The organism is Nostoc sp. UHCC 0302 (assembly GCF_038096175.1).
Lineage (GTDB): Bacteria > Cyanobacteriota > Cyanobacteriia > Cyanobacteriales > Nostocaceae > UHCC-0302.
The window spans coordinates 4,519,207-4,536,488 of sequence record NZ_CP151099.1; the positions used below are offsets into that span (position 1 = coordinate 4,519,207).

15 protein-coding genes are annotated in these 17,282 nt (G+C 40.3%); 10 read left to right on the plus strand and 5 right to left on the minus strand.

From position 1 onward, the window contains the following. Nucleotides 1–96: 96 nt before the first annotated feature. The gene (locus WKK05_RS19590; RefSeq protein ID WP_341524772.1) at nucleotides 97–525 is read right to left on the minus strand and encodes an Rrf2 family transcriptional regulator; all 429 of its coding nucleotides are present in this window, start codon (nucleotides 523–525) and stop codon (nucleotides 97–99) included. Nucleotides 526–2,040: 1,515 nt separating this feature from the next. Here WKK05_RS19590 and WKK05_RS19595 point away from each other — a divergent pair. From WKK05_RS19595 to WKK05_RS19615, 5 genes are all read left to right on the plus strand, one after another. Continuing rightward, nucleotides 2,041–3,339 (plus strand): DUF1835 domain-containing protein, encoded by a 1,299-nt coding sequence (locus WKK05_RS19595; protein ID WP_341524773.1) that lies wholly within the window; start codon nucleotides 2,041–2,043, stop codon nucleotides 3,337–3,339. A 65-nt stretch (nucleotides 3,340–3,404) separates the two neighbouring features. Beyond that, a complete protein-coding gene (gene ndhL, locus WKK05_RS19600) occupies nucleotides 3,405–3,617 on the plus strand; it encodes an NAD(P)H-quinone oxidoreductase subunit L (protein WP_341524774.1) in 213 nt (70 codons plus the stop codon). A gap of 24 nt (nucleotides 3,618–3,641) precedes the next feature. Next, nucleotides 3,642–3,953 (plus strand): DUF3007 family protein, encoded by a 312-nt coding sequence (locus WKK05_RS19605; protein WP_341524775.1) that lies wholly within the window; start codon nucleotides 3,642–3,644, stop codon nucleotides 3,951–3,953. Between the two features lie 278 nt (nucleotides 3,954–4,231). Continuing rightward, nucleotides 4,232–5,050 carry a tryptophan synthase subunit alpha gene (trpA, locus tag WKK05_RS19610; protein WP_341531127.1) on the plus strand — a complete coding sequence of 273 codons (819 nt, stop codon included), beginning with the start codon at nucleotides 4,232–4,234 and terminating at the stop codon, nucleotides 5,048–5,050. Nucleotides 5,051–5,298: 248 nt separating this feature from the next. Then, the gene (locus WKK05_RS19615) at nucleotides 5,299–5,940 is read left to right on the plus strand and encodes a heterocyst differentiation related protein (protein ID WP_341524776.1); all 642 of its coding nucleotides are present in this window, start codon (nucleotides 5,299–5,301) and stop codon (nucleotides 5,938–5,940) included. 563 nt (nucleotides 5,941–6,503) lie between these two features. On the opposite strand, the gene WKK05_RS19620 is transcribed toward WKK05_RS19615, so the two are convergent. Continuing rightward, a complete protein-coding gene (locus WKK05_RS19620; protein WP_341524777.1) occupies nucleotides 6,504–8,474 on the minus strand; it encodes a serine/threonine protein kinase in 1,971 nt (656 codons plus the stop codon). A gap of 164 nt (nucleotides 8,475–8,638) precedes the next feature. Between WKK05_RS19620 and WKK05_RS19625 the strand changes: the two genes are divergently transcribed. After that, complete coding sequence (locus WKK05_RS19625; protein WP_341524778.1) at nucleotides 8,639–9,127, plus strand: hypothetical protein; 489 nt, start codon at nucleotides 8,639–8,641, stop codon at nucleotides 9,125–9,127. A gap of 175 nt (nucleotides 9,128–9,302) precedes the next feature. Here the strand turns inward: WKK05_RS19625 and WKK05_RS19630 are convergent, their stop codons facing one another. The 3 genes from WKK05_RS19630 to WKK05_RS19640 all read right to left on the minus strand — a co-directional run bounded on the left by WKK05_RS19630 (nucleotide 9,303) and on the right by WKK05_RS19640 (nucleotide 14,524). Beyond that, on the minus strand, nucleotides 9,303–11,549 hold the full coding sequence (locus tag WKK05_RS19630) for a dynamin family protein (RefSeq protein WP_341524779.1): 2,247 nt from the start codon (nucleotides 11,547–11,549) through the stop codon (nucleotides 9,303–9,305). A gap of 141 nt (nucleotides 11,550–11,690) precedes the next feature. Then, nucleotides 11,691–13,772 (minus strand): dynamin family protein, encoded by a 2,082-nt coding sequence (locus WKK05_RS19635; RefSeq protein ID WP_341524780.1) that lies wholly within the window; start codon nucleotides 13,770–13,772, stop codon nucleotides 11,691–11,693. Nucleotides 13,773–14,131: 359 nt separating this feature from the next. Next, a complete protein-coding gene (locus WKK05_RS19640) occupies nucleotides 14,132–14,524 on the minus strand; it encodes a hypothetical protein (RefSeq protein ID WP_341524781.1) in 393 nt (130 codons plus the stop codon). A gap of 169 nt (nucleotides 14,525–14,693) precedes the next feature. On the opposite strand from WKK05_RS19640, the gene WKK05_RS19645 reads away from it, so the two are divergent. From WKK05_RS19645 to WKK05_RS19660, 4 genes are all read left to right on the plus strand, one after another. Continuing rightward, on the plus strand, nucleotides 14,694–15,047 hold the full coding sequence (locus tag WKK05_RS19645) for a hypothetical protein (protein ID WP_341524782.1): 354 nt from the start codon (nucleotides 14,694–14,696) through the stop codon (nucleotides 15,045–15,047). A gap of 165 nt (nucleotides 15,048–15,212) precedes the next feature. Next, on the plus strand, nucleotides 15,213–15,833 hold the full coding sequence (locus WKK05_RS19650) for a transposase (RefSeq protein WP_341524783.1): 621 nt from the start codon (nucleotides 15,213–15,215) through the stop codon (nucleotides 15,831–15,833). A 116-nt stretch (nucleotides 15,834–15,949) separates the two neighbouring features. Continuing rightward, the gene (locus WKK05_RS19655; RefSeq protein WP_341524784.1) at nucleotides 15,950–16,105 is read left to right on the plus strand and encodes a hypothetical protein; all 156 of its coding nucleotides are present in this window, start codon (nucleotides 15,950–15,952) and stop codon (nucleotides 16,103–16,105) included. Nucleotides 16,106–16,180: 75 nt separating this feature from the next. Then, complete coding sequence (locus WKK05_RS19660; protein ID WP_341524785.1) at nucleotides 16,181–17,155, plus strand: cysteine synthase A; 975 nt, start codon at nucleotides 16,181–16,183, stop codon at nucleotides 17,153–17,155. The last annotated feature ends 127 nt before the right edge of the window (nucleotides 17,156–17,282 follow it).

A 17,282-nucleotide genomic window follows, 5' to 3' on the forward strand; every position in this document is an offset into this window, starting at 1 on the left:
TTTTATATGTCAAAAGATAGATAAATGCAATAGTACAAACAGAAAAATCTATTTGTTCTAATAGACATTCGTGAATCAAAATATTTGTTTGTAATCTTATATATAGTACATAAGTGCCATCTGTTTTTGCCTTACTCGCCGCCGCTCACAAAGGTCAAACAGTGTATATTTTTGCAAAATGGAGTCAGATGCAATCGATGCTTCCTGCCATATTTCCTCTACCACATCACCTTCTGCCGTTTTCTGGGTGGTATCAACAGCATCTAACCCTTCAATGCATCTGTAAGCATCCAGAATTGTAATCTTTTGCGGTTCTCGTGCCAGTACATAACCGCCTTTAGTGCCACGTATACTCTTAATTAAACCACCGCATCTCAATGTCCGCAGTAGCTGTTCCAAATACCTAACTGGTATATTTTGAAGTGCCGCTATCTCTTTAATTTGCAACGATTCTCCACTGTTGTAGCTTGACGCTAATTCTAATAGGGCAACAAGCGTGTATTCAAATTTATGCAAGAGTTCCATAGGCAAGAATTAACTAATTGACACCTATTAATTACTACTCCACCGCATTAGCGATCGCAAAAATCTGGCACTCAAATATCCTAGCTAGACCAACACAAAAAATTTAGGATGTTCAAGTCCTTTCCACCGCCACAAACTTTTTAAGTTGAGACTAAAAAGTGAAACTTAGATTTTTGCTGCTAACTTTACCAACTGGATTTTAGAAGCTTTTACTTATAGAAGCAAATATTTTTATTTGTCAAATCGATAAATTAAATTTATTAGTAAGACATACTATTTTGGAGTTGAGACTATAGCTTTTCTGACTTCGTTGCAATACAGTCACAACCTCATAGAGCATTCGAGCAAAGCAAATGCTACCCTGTCGTAACTAAGGAAAGGGGCAGATTTGAGATTAGAGAAATATACTTTACACCAAAAATAACCGCTATAGTTAAGTGCTGTAAAGGAATTTTGACTGGAAACATACTGCCTTGATTTAACGTGAGTTCGATGTTCGATGAACCTCTCCCTCCCAACCTCCCTTTCCGCTTCGGAGAGGGAGGAGCAACGAAAAAATCATCGTTTTATTCCCCTCTCCTTGTAGGAGAGGGGCTGGGGGAGAGGTCAACATAGCACTCGTCGAACTCACGTTGATTTAGCTAACTCTGCGCTTGAATACTAACTTGATGAAAGCTAGCGATCGCACAGACCAATATTAGCCTTAATCTAGACCCTCCCGAAGCACGACAGCGGTCTTGATTGTGACCTTACCCATAATTTTGGGATTTTAATTTTTAAATGGGGGCGGAGGGACTTGAACCCTCACGACCTTTTACGGTCAACGGATTTTCATTCTCTCGCAGCTTTCGCTACTGCCTAATAGCTTTAAGCAGCTTTAGGTTTTGAGAATTGGACTCTCCCTTTACCCTCGACTTAACGTTAGGGTAGCTCCCGTCGGGTCTCTGCACCTTCCCTCAATTTTCGATTTTGAGTTTTAGATATTGGATTAAAAACTAACCGTAAATCTAAAATTTAGAATCTCAACTTACTGGGCTTGGCTCAGGATTGCCATGTCTGTTACCAGATTTAGGTTTCCCTGAGTTTGAGAGCTTCCACTTGAGGGATTTCTCCTTCAAGGCTCAGTTATCTAAGTCCGTAGCGTCTACCATTCCGCCACGCCCCCTTTAGATGTTTGGCAACTATTCTATTTGTTTTGCAGAGGCAGCAATTACCTCCTCATCTATTCCACCATCAATTGCGTCTTTTGTGCAACTAAATTTAAAAAGTTTTCTCCATAAGCAGCATTTTTGTTCATCTGATTCTTGACTTTTTGAGCAAATTCCCCAGCTAGAAATATATTGCAGTTCTCATTTAAATGCAATATCTAGTAGCTAGATAACGTATGTTAGCATGAGTTTATGCGTAAATGCGCTACCACGTCCGCGGAAAGGGCTGCGCCCACGACAAAAAGTTTCCACAATACGCTTTCCTTTGCCTGACTAGCGGACACAGGCGGTAATCGAAGGAGATCGTATGTCTAATTTGCTCCAGCCCCTGAAAGAGGAGCGCTTAAATCTTGAACAACAGAAAAAACGTGCAAAAGACTTGCTCTTTGAGTACAGAAATAGCAAAGAGTCAGCGCTGAGGCGTTTTCAGCAGTATCATCCCAAGGCTAAAGATATTAAAAATTTCCTGGCATTTCAACCTAAACTGAGCGATACTCAACTGGTTATTGCTAGGGAAAATGGGTTATCGAGTTGGGCAAAGCTCAAGGAACATATCCAACGTATCAATCAAGCTAGCTTGGATATCGCTAGCGGTGTGAATATAACTTTCGATATTGATCTAAAGACGCTGCATCTACGGTGTGGAGCGGATATTCAACAAAAACTGGCGATTGCAGGTTTCCAAGGTGATTTTTTAGAATTTGCCGATCCCTACTGCCAAGGCCCTGTTCCTCCAGATTCGGAAATGTCTCAATTTTTGAACACAAGAGCAGCTTTCATTTCACAAGCCTACGGTATTACCTTCAATGACGCCCGCAAGCGCCTGGAACGAGAATACAGCCAATTGCATAGCAGCTATGAATATGAGCGAGTGGTGCTGTGGTTTGAGCATGATTCCTACGATCAACTAGTTCTAGCTTATGTCTTGCATCACTTTTGGCAAACTCAGTCATTTCCCAAACACCTAGAGCTAATTTGCATCAAAGCTTTCCCTGGTGTTGAACGCTTTGTTGGGTTGGGACAACTTTCATCAGAAGCACTCCGCACACTTTGGCAACAGCGGCGTACTATCACTCGGCAGGATCTGCAATTAGGGCATCGGGTTTGGCAAGCTTTGACAAATGAATCTCCCCAAGGGCTAATCGAGATTGTGAATAGCAAAACTCCTGAAATTCCCCCAATGGCAAGGGCGTTACAGCGACATCTCCAAGAACTCCCTTGGATAAACAATGGACTGGGCTTGACACAACAGCTAACACTCTCAATTCTCGCAGAGAAACCAACTATGGCTGCTGATCAACTCTTTAGAACTCTAGTTGTTGAAAAAGAACCGCTTCCCTATTTGGGAGACATGATGTACTGGTATGTGCTGGGTGAAATGCTTCAAAGTAGCTATCCCCCATTTGAAATTACGAGCGAATCAAGGGAGGAACCCTGGCATAAACGGATACTTCAGCTAACAGATACAGGACGCGCTTTAGTGAAAGGAGAGTTGAATTGGCTGGAGATAAGTAATAGCGATCGCTGGGTCGGTGCGATCCGTTTGGTAAGTGGTCGGCCTCTGTGGATGTGGGATAATCTGCAAAATAGGTTGATTTTGCAGTAGGCAGTACTTCCCTCTGTTCAGGCATTCAGCCTATGATGAGAAATAGATGCTCAGACAAATAAAATATGATTGTCGCCCTACTGTATCTGATTTTGGCTGGAGCCTATCTTTTGGTAGTACCTGTTGCTATATTGTTCTACCTAAAGTGGCGTTGGTACGTGGCTAGCTCCATTGAGCGTGCCTTCATGTACTTTCTGGTGTTTTTCTTCTTTCCGGGTTTATTGGTTCTATCGCCGTTTGTAAATTTTCGACCCCAACGGCGACAAATCGAAGTTTAACGAGATTGGTAGGTTATAACTCTCATGCGACGCTTTGACGCTATTGGAATTAGCTTAGGTGTTTTTGTAGCTGGCGGCTTGGCATACATCATGTTGCAGTTTGTCGGTTTAGATAATCAATCAGCTGGTATATGGAGCCAAGTCTTACTAGTCGGTGGATTAGTTGGCTGGTTAGCTACCTATCTTTTCCGTGCGGTGGGGCAAAAAATGACCTACCATCAACAGCGGGAACAGTATGAACAAGCCTTTTTACAAAAACGGCTAGATGAACTGACTCCCGAAGAACTAGCACGAATTCAAGCCGAAATAGAACAAGAAGAACAAACTCAGGTGTAAAGTGATCATGGGGTATAGGGCATGGGGCATTAGACATTTGTTATTTGTGAAGAACTAATGCCTAATGACCCTTCGAGTGATTGCAAAGCGGACGCAAAGCGTAAGTACAGTTATGCCCAAAGGGTTTTACACTAGTTGCTTATGGGAAAAATCACGCCAGTTCATTCTAAGGGGAATACTCCGAAGTTCTGAGCCTCCGAATGAAAAGCTTTGCTAATGAAGGAAGCCTGCACTGGCTCACCAATGCCCAATGTCCAATGCCCAATGCCGAATGCCCAATGACTAAGATTTCCGATCGCTTTGAAACTCTTGCACAGAATCGAGAATGCGCTCTAGTTCCGTTTATTACTGCTGGTGATCCTGATTTAGAAACAACAGCCGCTGCGTTGCAGATTCTGGATCAAAATGGGGCAGACATTATTGAACTAGGTGTACCCTACTCCGATCCTCTGGCAGATGGGCCAGTCATTCAAGCTGCTGCTACCCGCTCCTTGCAAAGGGGTACAAGTTTGGATCAAGTGCTGGAAATGTTGCAAGCAACTACTCCCAAGTTGCGATCGCCCATCGTTTTATTTACTTATTACAACCCAATTTTGCACCGCGGTGTTGATAAATTTCTTGGGCAAATTGCCGCTGCTGGGGTGGCAGGACTGGTAGTACCTGATTTACCCTTAGAGGAAGCTGCCGGGTTACTCAAACCAGCAAGTGAGTTGGGTATTGACTTAACCTTATTTGTGGCTCCCACAACTTCAACCGAACGTATAGAAGCGATCGCTCGCTCCTCGCAAGGATTTATTTATTTAGTCAGTCTCACCGGGGTGACAGGGATGCGATCGCAAATGGAAGCGCGAGTGCCAGATTTACTCAAACAAATTCGTGGTGTTACTGATAAACCCATTGGTGTAGGTTTTGGCATATCCCAAGCCGCACACGCCCGTCAGGTAAGGGATTGGGGCGCAGATGCGGTAATTGTGGGCAGTGCTTTTGTCAAACGGTTGGCAGAAGGCACACCAGAGCAGGGATTGAGTGCGATCGCGGATTTTTGTCAAAGTCTCAAGACAGCCATCAAAACCGCTAACAGCGGTACAAATACTTAAAACTTGATTAGACTGGGAAAGTAGATTAAAAAGTATAACAGCGTAGTTTTTTTGTCCTTAGTTTAGTGGACAATTTGACGGTTATGGTCTTGAATATTAACATCAGATATCTGGATGTAAAAAAACTAGCTGATACAGTCGCTTATAGTCTGAGTATTATGTCAAGTTAAGTAGAGAAAAAATTATGAGTGTGAGAGTGAGTCAGTCAAAAATGATTATAGTTACGCCGCAGTTGGGGAGCAAAGGCGATGAGTGAGAGTATGGCATTTATCGGCGGGGTCGCCGTAGCTGGGCTGGCGGCTCTCGTATTACTCAAAGGGACAAATATTCCCATCCAATCTAACTTCGCTGTTCCCCAACAAATGCCCTCTAATCTAGTGGCACCCCAACCAGTACCGCCAGGGCAATATCCTTATAATCCTTATGGGCAGCCAGTATATCCCAATCAACCCCCGTCTGCTCCTAGTTCTGACCAGCGTGTTGATTTAGAACGGATGAAAGCGGAATTTGAGCGTTTAAAAATCGACAACGAACAGCTCAAAACACAAAATCAACGCCTTCTCGATAATTACAACACTCAGCAGTTGCAATTAGCTCAGCAGAACACCCAACTGAAAGTAGCAGAACCCCAGACACAAAATCGCTGGTGGTCTTCACCTATAGTTTGGGCAGTGGGGGGCATGAGCCTAACTATTGGTGGTGGCGTTGTAGTAGCTGGTGTATTAGCTTTATTCTCACCACGGCCGCGTCAAACTCGTACTGTACAAGTGATTCACCCCTACCAAGGGTCTACACCGCCTTTAGTTCCTGTACGTCGTGCAGAGTTTTTACCTGCTTCGCGGATGGAAGCAAGACGAGTTGAAGCCCCAGAGTATGACGAAATGCACTGATAGTGAAACATTTGTTAGCAAGGCTAGCAACCACTGTAATTGTAAATAAAAATGTCAAATAAAGCATTTAGGTAAAAAATATATTAGCTATTAAGCGCTTACCTAAATGCTTACGTCAAAAATCAGTAATTATTTTACAGATTTAACTGTCCTAAGTTCAAAGCGGACGGTATTTTTGTGTTTTTGGACATAATCTATCTATTAATACAGCAGAATTCAGAATTCAGGTGGTCGCACCTCGACTGCGCTCGGCGATCACCGAGCTTAGCCGAGGTGAGTCAGAAGTAAAAAAAGCTTTATATCTAGCTTTTAAACTCACACACTGTACTTAATTTACTTGCAAACTGCTGTATGTTTTTGCCATACTCTCAATTATTTTATTAATTAACTTTATATAAAGTTTAAAAAAGTAGATGAAAGTTAGAACCTTGGTGATCGCCACATTTTACTAACATCAATAAAACACAAGATTAGTTTAAAGCCCAGTAGGTAAGGGTAATGAATTTAACTATTAACTATTACCAATAGATTCCTAAACAGCTTGTAGTTAAACAACCTTGATATTAAAAACTACTGTTAGGAGTTTCTACAGTATCAGGACTTTCTATTATCTGGGGTTGGTCAGTATTAGGAATTTCCTGTTGAGAGTTATTTTGCTTGTTTCTTTTAAGTCTTTCTCTTAGAGAATTATTTTGATTACCTTGATCGTCTGTTTTGGGTAGTGCTTGTTTTACAATATTTTCGGCTGCTTGTTTAAACAATGGTTCTATTTTATTGCGCCAGTATTTAGTATCAGGCAACTTTTCTGGATGGTTTTTATAATCTAAAACTTTATCCCATTTACCGTTATCAATGGCTTTATTGATATCATTAAATAGCGCGTCAGCCTTAGCCCAATCTTGCTGCCACTGGGCAATCATTGCACCTGTTTCTTTGATACCAGAAGCAGCATTTGCAGGAATAGACCTTAGTAGTGCGATCGCACCCTGCAAATCTCCTGATTCATACTTCTGTCTTGCTTGTTCTACAATCTTGGCACTATGATCATTAGGCTGTGATTCTTCTGATTTCTCAGAGTCGGAAGTAAACCCCTCTGATTTCTCAAATAGGGGAATTTCTACATTAGGAGATTTTGCTCTTGGCTTGGGAATCGGTCTAGTAGCAATCAGCCTGTTATCATCTACTGTCTTAATTGCAATTCCTTTATCGCGTAGGCAAGAAACCCATTGTTCATTATTGACTATTACATCTGAGTAAACCCAAGCCAAACGTCCAGAATTAAGTTTAACTTCTATCCAACCCCGCTTTGTTCGTTTACCAGTAACCTCAAACTTGGTGTTATCGCCAACAGTTTTGACAATATTGTCAGAATTAATCGCACTAGGTTCCGAACGAATATTAGAATTACCAGCAATAACAGCCAAGCAATTTTTGGCTAAGGCCGTATCATCGCCTGTAAAATTTGCAGCTAAATTTTTGATATTTGGATAGACATTTGCTACTAAAGCAGCAGCACTACCTGCTAATGCCAAGCCAATTAATAGTGGCCAAGGGTCGGGTTTGTTAGAGTCTTTACTAATAGGTTTTGCAGGTGTAGGATTAGCTGGTGCAAGTGCAATGGTTTGCTGTCGAGATACTTCAGGTTGGGATTTAGTTCCTTGATAGCTAGAATTTTTTGAGGATTCTTGACTGATTGAAAGTGCAGGAACAGGATTATTCACTTCTTGAGTTGCTTGCAGTGCTTCCGTTGCGTTTTGGTAACGGTCTTTAAAGTGATAACGCACCATCTTAGTTAACACTGATGCCAATCGGGGATTCACCGTTACTAAATGCTGCCAGAGGATTTCCCCCGTCTCTGGGTCTTCTTGTAATTCTGTTGCCGATACTCCCGTTAATGCTTGAATAGCAATGATTCCTAGAGAATAAATATCACTGTTGGGGCGGGGTTTGCCTTGCCCTTGTTCTGTAGGCATATAGCCAGGTGTGCCAATAATTACAGTGGCTGTAGGTTGACCGCCAACTGTGACTATTGGGTTTCGCAATTGCTTGACTGCGCCAAAATCTACTAAAACTAATTTACTGTCGGAGGCGCGACGGATGATATTATCCGGTTTGATGTCGCGGTGAATCACGCCTTGATGGTGAACAAATTCCAGAATACTCAGAACTTCCTGTAATAGTTGAATTACCTGGCTTTCACTCCAGCATCTACCAGGGATTAGTTCCTCTGTTAAAGTATGTCCGTCTATAAATTCTTGTACTAAATAGAATTCTTGGTTCTCGTCAAAGTAAGCTAGCAAACGGGGTATGCGATCATGGTTGCCCAAATGTTCTAGAGTTTCAGCTTCGCTATTGAACAAGCGCTTGGCGGTGTCAAAAACTTTAGGGTCAGAACTTGCGGGTTTGAGGTGCTTAACAACGCAGATGGGGTTACCTGGCCGCCTAGTATCTTGGGCAATGTAGGTTTGTCCAAATCCTCCCGTCGCCAGGACTCTAATTACTTGATAACGATGGTCTAATAGCTTACCTATCATATTTCCCTTCCCAGTTTTTCACACCTAATTTCCCTGATGGTAATAAATATCTCCAAATTTTCTTCAATGAAATCCGCTATTTTGAGAAAATATTTAGAGTAAAAACGCAGTTTTTTAATAAATTCTGTTCGTTAAATTTCTTTAAGTATCTTTTTTGACGAAAAATGCTACCTAAAATAACTGACTCAGTTGCATGGCAGCAGGCTGAACTCCTCATGCAACCTGCTTTCATTCGCGTTGTTGATAATATTCGTAAGCAGTTGGACGAATCTAACTGGACGGGAACTTACCACGATGTATTAATTTGGCCGGCTGATACTACTAATGAAATCAAAGCACTGGTGACTCGGCTATTGGAAGAAATGGAAACTGCAACACCACAAGAAGCAGATGAAATCAGAAAGACTCTTACTCGTCTCCCAATGCCCCATCCAGGATATCATCTGCTTTTGCAGCGTCAACAGCAACAAGCGAGTATCGATTTATGGGATTTGTGTTATCAAGTATGTTTTCTTAATTACAGCCCAGATGAGGAAGAAGTTGCTATTGATACTAGTTTAATTGATGAAGTAGGTGAAGTGGATTGGCTACGTTTAGATGCTAAGGCAAAGGAGTTAGTTGTACAGGCGTTTGCAAATTTAGCAGAGGGTTAGTAAAAAAAATGCCCTCAGAATAAAATTCTGGGGCTATATAAACAATGCTTATTTATGTAGGAAGAGGGGCGATCGCTTTTTCAACTTATTTGGACTGTTAATATTTCTAGCCGATTAAACAAGCTTGAAAAAGAGCGATCGCTTATTTCTTCAGTTAAAGTTAAGAACTATTTAATTAATTCAATTTATCAGATAAAAGTGTATAAGCTTCATTAAATAAGTGCATTTTCTCTTGAGCTTGTTTTTGCAGTTGTGGCTGATTGACAAATAAATCTGGATGCCATTTTTTAACTAAGCTACGATAAGCTTGTTTTACCTCAGCCAAAGAAGAACTTGATTGCAATCCTAAAATGCTATAAGCGCGAGTAATTTTATCTTTTTCAGCTTGGTTTTTAGGTTGATTAGGTACTTTGTTACTTTGATTTGTTTCTTGTGTTTTTCCAGCCTGAGAACCAGGAAAGCGCATTTCTGATTTCATCTGTGCTATTTCTTCATCGAGTTCCCAAGCAAAAAACTTCGCCTCTACCTCTTCTCGGCTTGGTGAAGGAACAGCTTTTGGTGGTGGTGGAGGTGAGGAAACTTGCTGACGTGGAGATTCTATTTTTTTTTCAGTCTTATGATTAACAGTAGTTTCTTGCCGTTGTTTGTTAAAAGTATTTTGCGATGAGGAAGATTGAACTGTCTCCACTTGGGGAAAATATTCTCTATTAGTATTACTACGTTTTAATATTTCTCTATAAGGTTGATGATTCATGTTTAGACTTCCATTTCCCAATTCTTGCAACAAAAAATTAAAACTATTTTGTAACTGCTGTAAATATTCACGTTTATTCTTTATTTCTTGGGGTTCTTCACTGACTTTAAAACGAATTATTTTTTTAGCTCTCTGTTCATAATCAGCTAAAATTGCTAAACCTTTACTACTAAAATGAGATAAATAATCTTCAGTTGCTGCTATACAAAGTTGAGCGATCTGCTGATGATAAGATTCTTTTGCTTGTTTATCATCTTGTTTTTGAATATTCTTATTTAATAAATATGAAATACTACCAACTACAGCCGCTCCTACAGGCCCACCCAACAACCAACCAATACCACTACCAACTGCTACTGCACCAGTTTCACTCAAATCATCAATGTTACTTGGTTTTGGGGGTAGGTTTACTTGCGGTTCGCTAGGAAAGGGAATTAATAAGTCTTCTGGTCGTTCTTCTTGGAAAAAATTGTAAGCTTGATAGAGCCATTTAACTACAGCTAGCTGTAGCTCTATCAAGTCTTTTCTAAGAGTGTTTGTTTGCCAAGTTTCAAAGTTATTTTCTGCTAATGCGATCGCAGCCTCAGCCTGATATTTTGTAAGCAGTTTCGGTAAACTTAGCCAATCACGTAACTCTCCTACATTTGTAGCAAAACCTTTACTAATTAGGTTGGCGGCTTTTTGTTTAATTTCAATTTTGGCATTTTCTTTATCATCAAATGATTTGATTTCATTAAGAATAGGGTCAATTTTAGCTTTTAATAATTGTAATATTTGAGATGCGATCGCCTGCACTCTTGGCAAGCGCACACCCCCACGATTTTGTTGTAAAATACTCACTATATTTTGCAAAGCGGTTTCAAAAGCTGCCAAACCGCTACTACTTGCTTCTGCAACATCCCCTTTTAATCTAGCTCTTAAAGCAGGTAAGGCATCAACGCGATATAAATTACTAAAACCTGGGGGTAATTCTGCTCGAAAACTTTCTGCAACGAACAACAAACGATTTTTGACTTGTTTTTGTTCTTCAGGCTCAAGCAAGTTAATAAAATTAGCAACAAATATAACTGTTTTAATGCCTCTATCTAATAGCCAATCTCGCAAGTTTTCCCGTTCACCTAGTGTCATTAACTTACGAGCATCTAATAATTGCACTACTAAATCTGCACTTAAAAGTTGTTCCCGGACTAAATTATCTTGATCTTCTCTGTCATTGGTTCCAGGTAAATCGAGCAATTCTACACCCGTTTCTAAGAAGGGATGCGGACAAAATACTTCTATAGACGCTACATCTTTTCGCATCTGTCTGTTGCCGCCTAGAATAGCAAATTGTTTTAAAACTTCTGTACCACTGCGGTAAACTTCTGTACCGTCTCGCAACATGATCCGAGTTCGTACATCAGTACCATATTTGACAGTAATTGCTGCACCTGTTGTCGGAATTAAATCAATCGGTAACGTGCGATTTCCCAATATGGCGTTGAGTAAAGTAGACTTGCCATAATTAAAGGGGCCAAATACCGCAATCCGAAAGCTGGGGTTAGCTAGATGATTGCAGATGGTAATTATATCTTGGTGCAGTTGCGATTTCCGCTCTAAATTTAGTAATGTAGACGCAGATTTAAGAGAATCTACTAAATTTTTATAACCTTCATCCTTTTGGTACATAGTTTTATATAAGCTTTTATTACAAAATTCTGGTATAAGCAGATTTATAATTGCAGATAAACACAGATAGATTAATATCTGTGTTTATCTGTGTTGTCATTTTCTCTTAATTAAGCTTATTAGCGAATTAAAGATAATTTTTCAACTATAGTAAGCTAATAAATTACTATAGGACGCTTCAATTTTTTGCAACTGGGCTATCACATCTTCTTGTAAAGTTTTTAACCTTTTTAACTCAGCCTCACGGTTAATTTCCCGTGTTCCTTTCTGCTTAACCAAATTATCTAATTCAGATTTACGAGATACAATATCATCATCTATCCGTTTACTGACTTCTTTCTCGTAAGAGTCAAAACACTCTTTGACTGCATCATACACAATCTGCGATTGTTCTTGTGCAACTTGTGGGAGATGTTTAACTAATTCTTTTTTTGCACTTTTAACTAACTGTTTTCGAGCTTGATCTGCTTGTAAAAAACCGACACCTAACCCTAGCAAAGGAATGTAAAGAGGAGCTAAGATAGGGCTAAATATTGTTCCTATTAGGGCGCTAATACCAAGTACTGTAAAGTAATTCAGCAAGATATTTTTCCAATCAAACCCTGCACTAGCCATTGCAACACCGGCAATATTACCATTTGTCAAAGATAACAATCCCATTGCCCATTTTGCCCATCCAGGAGAGTTATAATCTTCTGTACTAGGGTCAGCGTCAACTTTGACTTGTTGTCCTGTGAGTTTTTCGGTAATTTGGTCTGTGACTTGAATGTAAGACGCGCCATACTGTGCAGCACTACGAGAAAGTTCTTTAAAAGCTGTATTGATACCTTTTTCAGCCGTTAAAGTCCAAGCAGCAAGTTTATCAGTGATATATTGTTCAAAGGCTTTTTGAAGTGCGGCATTAAAAGCTTCGCGTTTGCCACTACTCAGGAAATCAAACAGATTTAATTCTGGTTGATAGCGCAAGAAATCAGTTTCAAAGGTATCACCTAAGTTTAAAACATAACTGCGAAAAGATTCAGAAATTTTTCGTGCTTGCGTATCTCTTGTGTTGAGAATTTCTTTTTGAAATTGATTGCAGATATTTGTGAGTTTGTTAAACTCAGGTTCTACAGAATCAATTCGTTTTTTCAATTCATTTACATCTTGGTCAAGTAGTGGTAGTCTTCTGGCAACTGCTTCAATGGTATGGTTGCAAGTTTGTCTAGCTAAGGTTCTGGCTTGACGAAGTTCTGCGATCGCTCTTTCTCTAGTTAGAAAAGTATTTAGCGCTTCCATAAACTTAGGAAAGCCAGTACCATCTAAGTCAGCTTGGGGATTTTTCAGCCGTCGCCTGAGTGCTTGAATTGACGAAAGCTCAAACACACGTTCGTCATAAATATCTTGACCATCTACATAACAATATTCTGCCAAATTCGCTTGGAATACTTGCCGCAATCTATCTTCAGATGTTTTTAATTCTTCTACATCATCTGGATCAATTAATGATTCTCGCACTTGATCCCAGGCGTTGACTAAGAAGAAAACCGTTAATCCTCTATCTTTAATGTAATTTTCTAGGTAGCGACGCTCACCCAAAGTACAAGGTTGAGAGGCTCTCATCACAAACAGAATTGCATGGCAATTATTTACATAGCCTAAAGATAATTCGTTACGTGCTTCTGTATCATTCAACCCTGGACTATCGACGATTTCAATGCCATTTTCTAGCAGTGTTAAGGGATACTCAACTACTGCATAATTAACATTAGGAAATGCTTGTTTTTTCTCTTGTTCTAGTTTTTTAGCTTCAGTTGGATCTATAGTGTATTTATATTTAAAGCTTTGAAAATCTAGCTGTTGAGGTCTTTTTCCATCATTAAAATGAATTGTGACTTTCTTTTCTAACCCATAACGTAAAACTGTTAACACTGCTGTACAAGGGTTAACGTCACTCGGTAATAAGTTTTCGCCAATTAAGGCATTTAAAAAAGTGCTTTTTCCCCTTTTCATATCGCCCAATACTAATAGGCGAAACACACCTTGCTTAAGGTTTTTACTAGCTACTGTAATATCTTCTATGTTGCGTTCTAAACTCAGCTTTCCTGATGAGATTTCACCAGCTAATTCAGCTTTATTTATTGTTTGAGCGAGTTTCTCTAAACATCCAGAAATTTCTAAGCGTACTTGAGCAACACGCTCTAAATCTTTAATGAATCTGTCAGTAGCTGCTTGATCACTCATAATTACACCTTAATTAGTGTTTACTTTTTTGTGATTCAAAAAATAGTTTGTAAGACACCTATGCTAGTACTGCAATAGTATTCACTCATGAATCATGCTGTATAGTAACTTATGTAAATATTTAACAACCCCAGTAAAATTACTATTTTAATTTTCATTTCCTCTTAAATTTAAGCTGGAGCTAACTACTACAAAATGTACCTGCTTTCCAGAAAAATGTTGACTTTTTGGTGTTAAGCTTTAGTGCGATCGCTTCAGTCGGTGGGTTAATCACAAATTGCGTTAGTGCTGCTTCCCAGAACCAAAGCGAAGCTAAGGTGCAGCATCATTCACGGTGAATGATGCCTACTTGTTGCTCATTACGCCGTCTGTGTAGAAGTCGCTTTTAAGTCTGCGGCCGATTTTAACCGGGTGATGGTGGCTTTACGAATGCGGTCGCTTTTGCGTACCCCGCCTGTCATCTCGTATTCCCGGCTGTCTTTGCCATACTTCGACACCACACCACTGACTAAGCGTTCTGAGGTTTCCCGAATGGCCTTTTCAAGGGTTTCTATTTCTGCCTTTGCTGTGTCAAGAGCAGTTAGCATCATATTATACTGGTCAATCTGGTTGCGGAGTTGCCCAGTTAACTGGGTTAAATGCTTTAAACTGATGGAATCACCAAAGTCAAGGCTAGAATCAATCGATTTAAATCCGATTACTTTCTGCTCAGTTTTTTCTAGCACGGGAGAGCTTCTTTTTTTGCGTGGCATCAATCACACCTTTTACTAAACTTTATCTTTCTAGAGTGTCTCAATAGGATAATGTAGCGGTTCAGTAAAACTTGCGAAAAAAAGTATTTTTTTTAATTAAGTTGATCTGCTATCTCAGTAATTACACGCCGCTAGACAAAAAATTGTTGAGAACGGACTTGTGTTGTGGATGAATAGACTTGTGTTGTGGACGAATGGACTTGTGTTGTGGACGAATGGACTTGTGTTGTGGACGAATGGACTTGTGTTGTGGACGAATGGACTTGTGTTGTGGACGAATGGACTTGTGTTGTGGACGAATGGACTTGTGTTGTGGACGAATGGACTTGTTTTGTGGATGAATAGACTTGTTTTGTGGATGAATGGACTTGTTTTGTGGATGAATGGACTTGTGTTGTGGACGAACAAGAGAGACGCGATAAATCGCCGTCTCTACAAAGCGTTTTTGTCATGTATGATTTTTATCAAAAAACCCGAACCGTATTCCATACAATCGATAAACACCACATTTATACCAATTTGAAAAGAGAATGTAACAAATAGACCATATTGTAGAGACGCGATGAATCGCGTCTTCTTCCTTCCCATCATTTACATAGCGCAAATAATTCCGAGTTTTCTGGATTGGCAATTACATCAATGCAAGGCAATAATTGCATAAATTTTTGTATCAATCAAAGATGTAACCATGAATCATTACGATTCTCAACCAGAAAACAACAAACCTAAATACAAAGGTAAATATCGCATTGATGCAACCCGTTTACCAGCATGGAGTTATGCTAGCAATGCCGGATATTTCGTTACTATTTGCACCGACAGTAAAAAATGCTTTTTTGGTGAGGTTGTACAGGGTGAAATGCAGTTATCACCAATTGGAGAAATTGTTCAGAAATTGTGGGACGAGATTCCTAATCATTTTTCTAATTGCCAGATAGATTCATTTTGCGTCATGCCTAATCATATTCATGGGATTTTGGTTATTAATCAAATACGAGAAGAGGGCGTGATGAATCCACGAACACAGGAAGAAGACGCGATGAATCGCGTCTCTACAAAGGGGGATGGCCAACGGGGTGGGATTACTGGGTTATTTAATCCGATGTTGTCTAAAAATTCCCTTTCTAAAATTGTTAGATGGTACAAAGGACGATGTACATTTGAAATTAATCAAATCTATGAAGGTTTTGGATGGCAAGAAAGGTTTCATGACAACATAATTCGTGATGAATTCGCCCTTGAGAAAATTAGAGAATATATTATCAATAACCCAATCAATTGGGAACGCGATGCCTACGGCGGGGCATAGCCCATCGCGAACAACCACCCCATTACCCCTTGTAGAGATGGCGATTCATCGCGTCTCTTACCTTGTTAAAGGAGAAAATAAAGGAATATATGAGGTAACCAGGAGTACAACTAGGCTTGCTAATTAACCGCAAGCATCGCCGAGTCTATATTTATTGTCCTGGTCTACTAGAAAAATATCCAGCAAATACTGCCAGTGTTAGAGGCGATCGCGTATTGCCTGGGTTTATGCTGAATTTAGGTAAAGTGTGGGAGCGATCGCGTTACTGTTGAAGTTTAATAAAGCGTATATCCTGCCACCACTATAAGCCAAAATTTTTATATGCACCTGACTTAACTAAATTCAACATGGATATCAAAGATGGATTTGTTGGCACTATTGGCAACACACCGCTGATTCGGTTAAATAGTTTCAGTGAAGAAACAGGTTGTGAAATCCTCGCTAAAGCAGAATTTCTTAATCCAGGCGGTTCTGTTAAAGATCGCGCCGCACTTTACATTATCAAAGAGGCAGAAGAGCAAGGTTTGCTCAAACCCGGTGGTACTGTTGTCGAAGGAACCGCTGGTAATACTGGCATTGGGCTGGCACATATTTGCAATGCTAAAGGCTACAAATGCCTCATTATTATTCCCAATACCCAGTCTCAAGAAAAGATAGATGCACTCACAGCACTGGGGGCAGAAGTTCGTCCTGTGCCAGCTGTACCTTACAAAGATCCGAATAATTACGTCAAGCTATCTGGCAGAATAGCTGCTGAGTTAGAAAATGCTATTTGGGCAAATCAGTTTGATAATTTAGCCAACCGCCGCGCTCACTACGAAACCACAGGCCCAGAAATTTGGACGCAGACAGATGGTAAAATAGATGCATGGACAACCTCAACTGGTACTGGCGGTACTTTTGCTGGTGTAGCGATGTACCTAAAAGAACAAAATCCGGCGATAAAATGCGTTGTTGCCGATCCGTTGGGTAGCGGACTTTATAGCTATGTTAAAACTGGCGAAATCAAGATAGAAGGAAGTTCTATTACTGAAGGCATTGGTAACAGTCGCGTCACTGCCAATATGGAAGGCGCACCTGCTGATGATGCCATCCAGGTAGATGACACAGAAGCTTTACGGGTAGTTTACCAACTGCTAAGGAAAGATGGGCTATTAATGGGTGGTTCCACTGGTATTAATGTTGCCGCAGCTGTTGCCCTAGCCAAGCAACTGGGCCCAGGACATACGATTGTCACTATTTTATGTGATAGTGGCTCTCGGTATCAGTCACGGATATTCAACCGCGAGTGGCTAGCCTCAAAAGGATTGTCGATAGATTAATCAGTGTTGCGCTCCAATTCAAAACTCAAAATCAAGAGTCCTATTTTTGAATTTTGCATTTTGAGTGGAGTTGGAGATGCTCCGCTTGTAGAAAAGTCTGAGCGGTGTCTTTTGGCGTTCATAACTC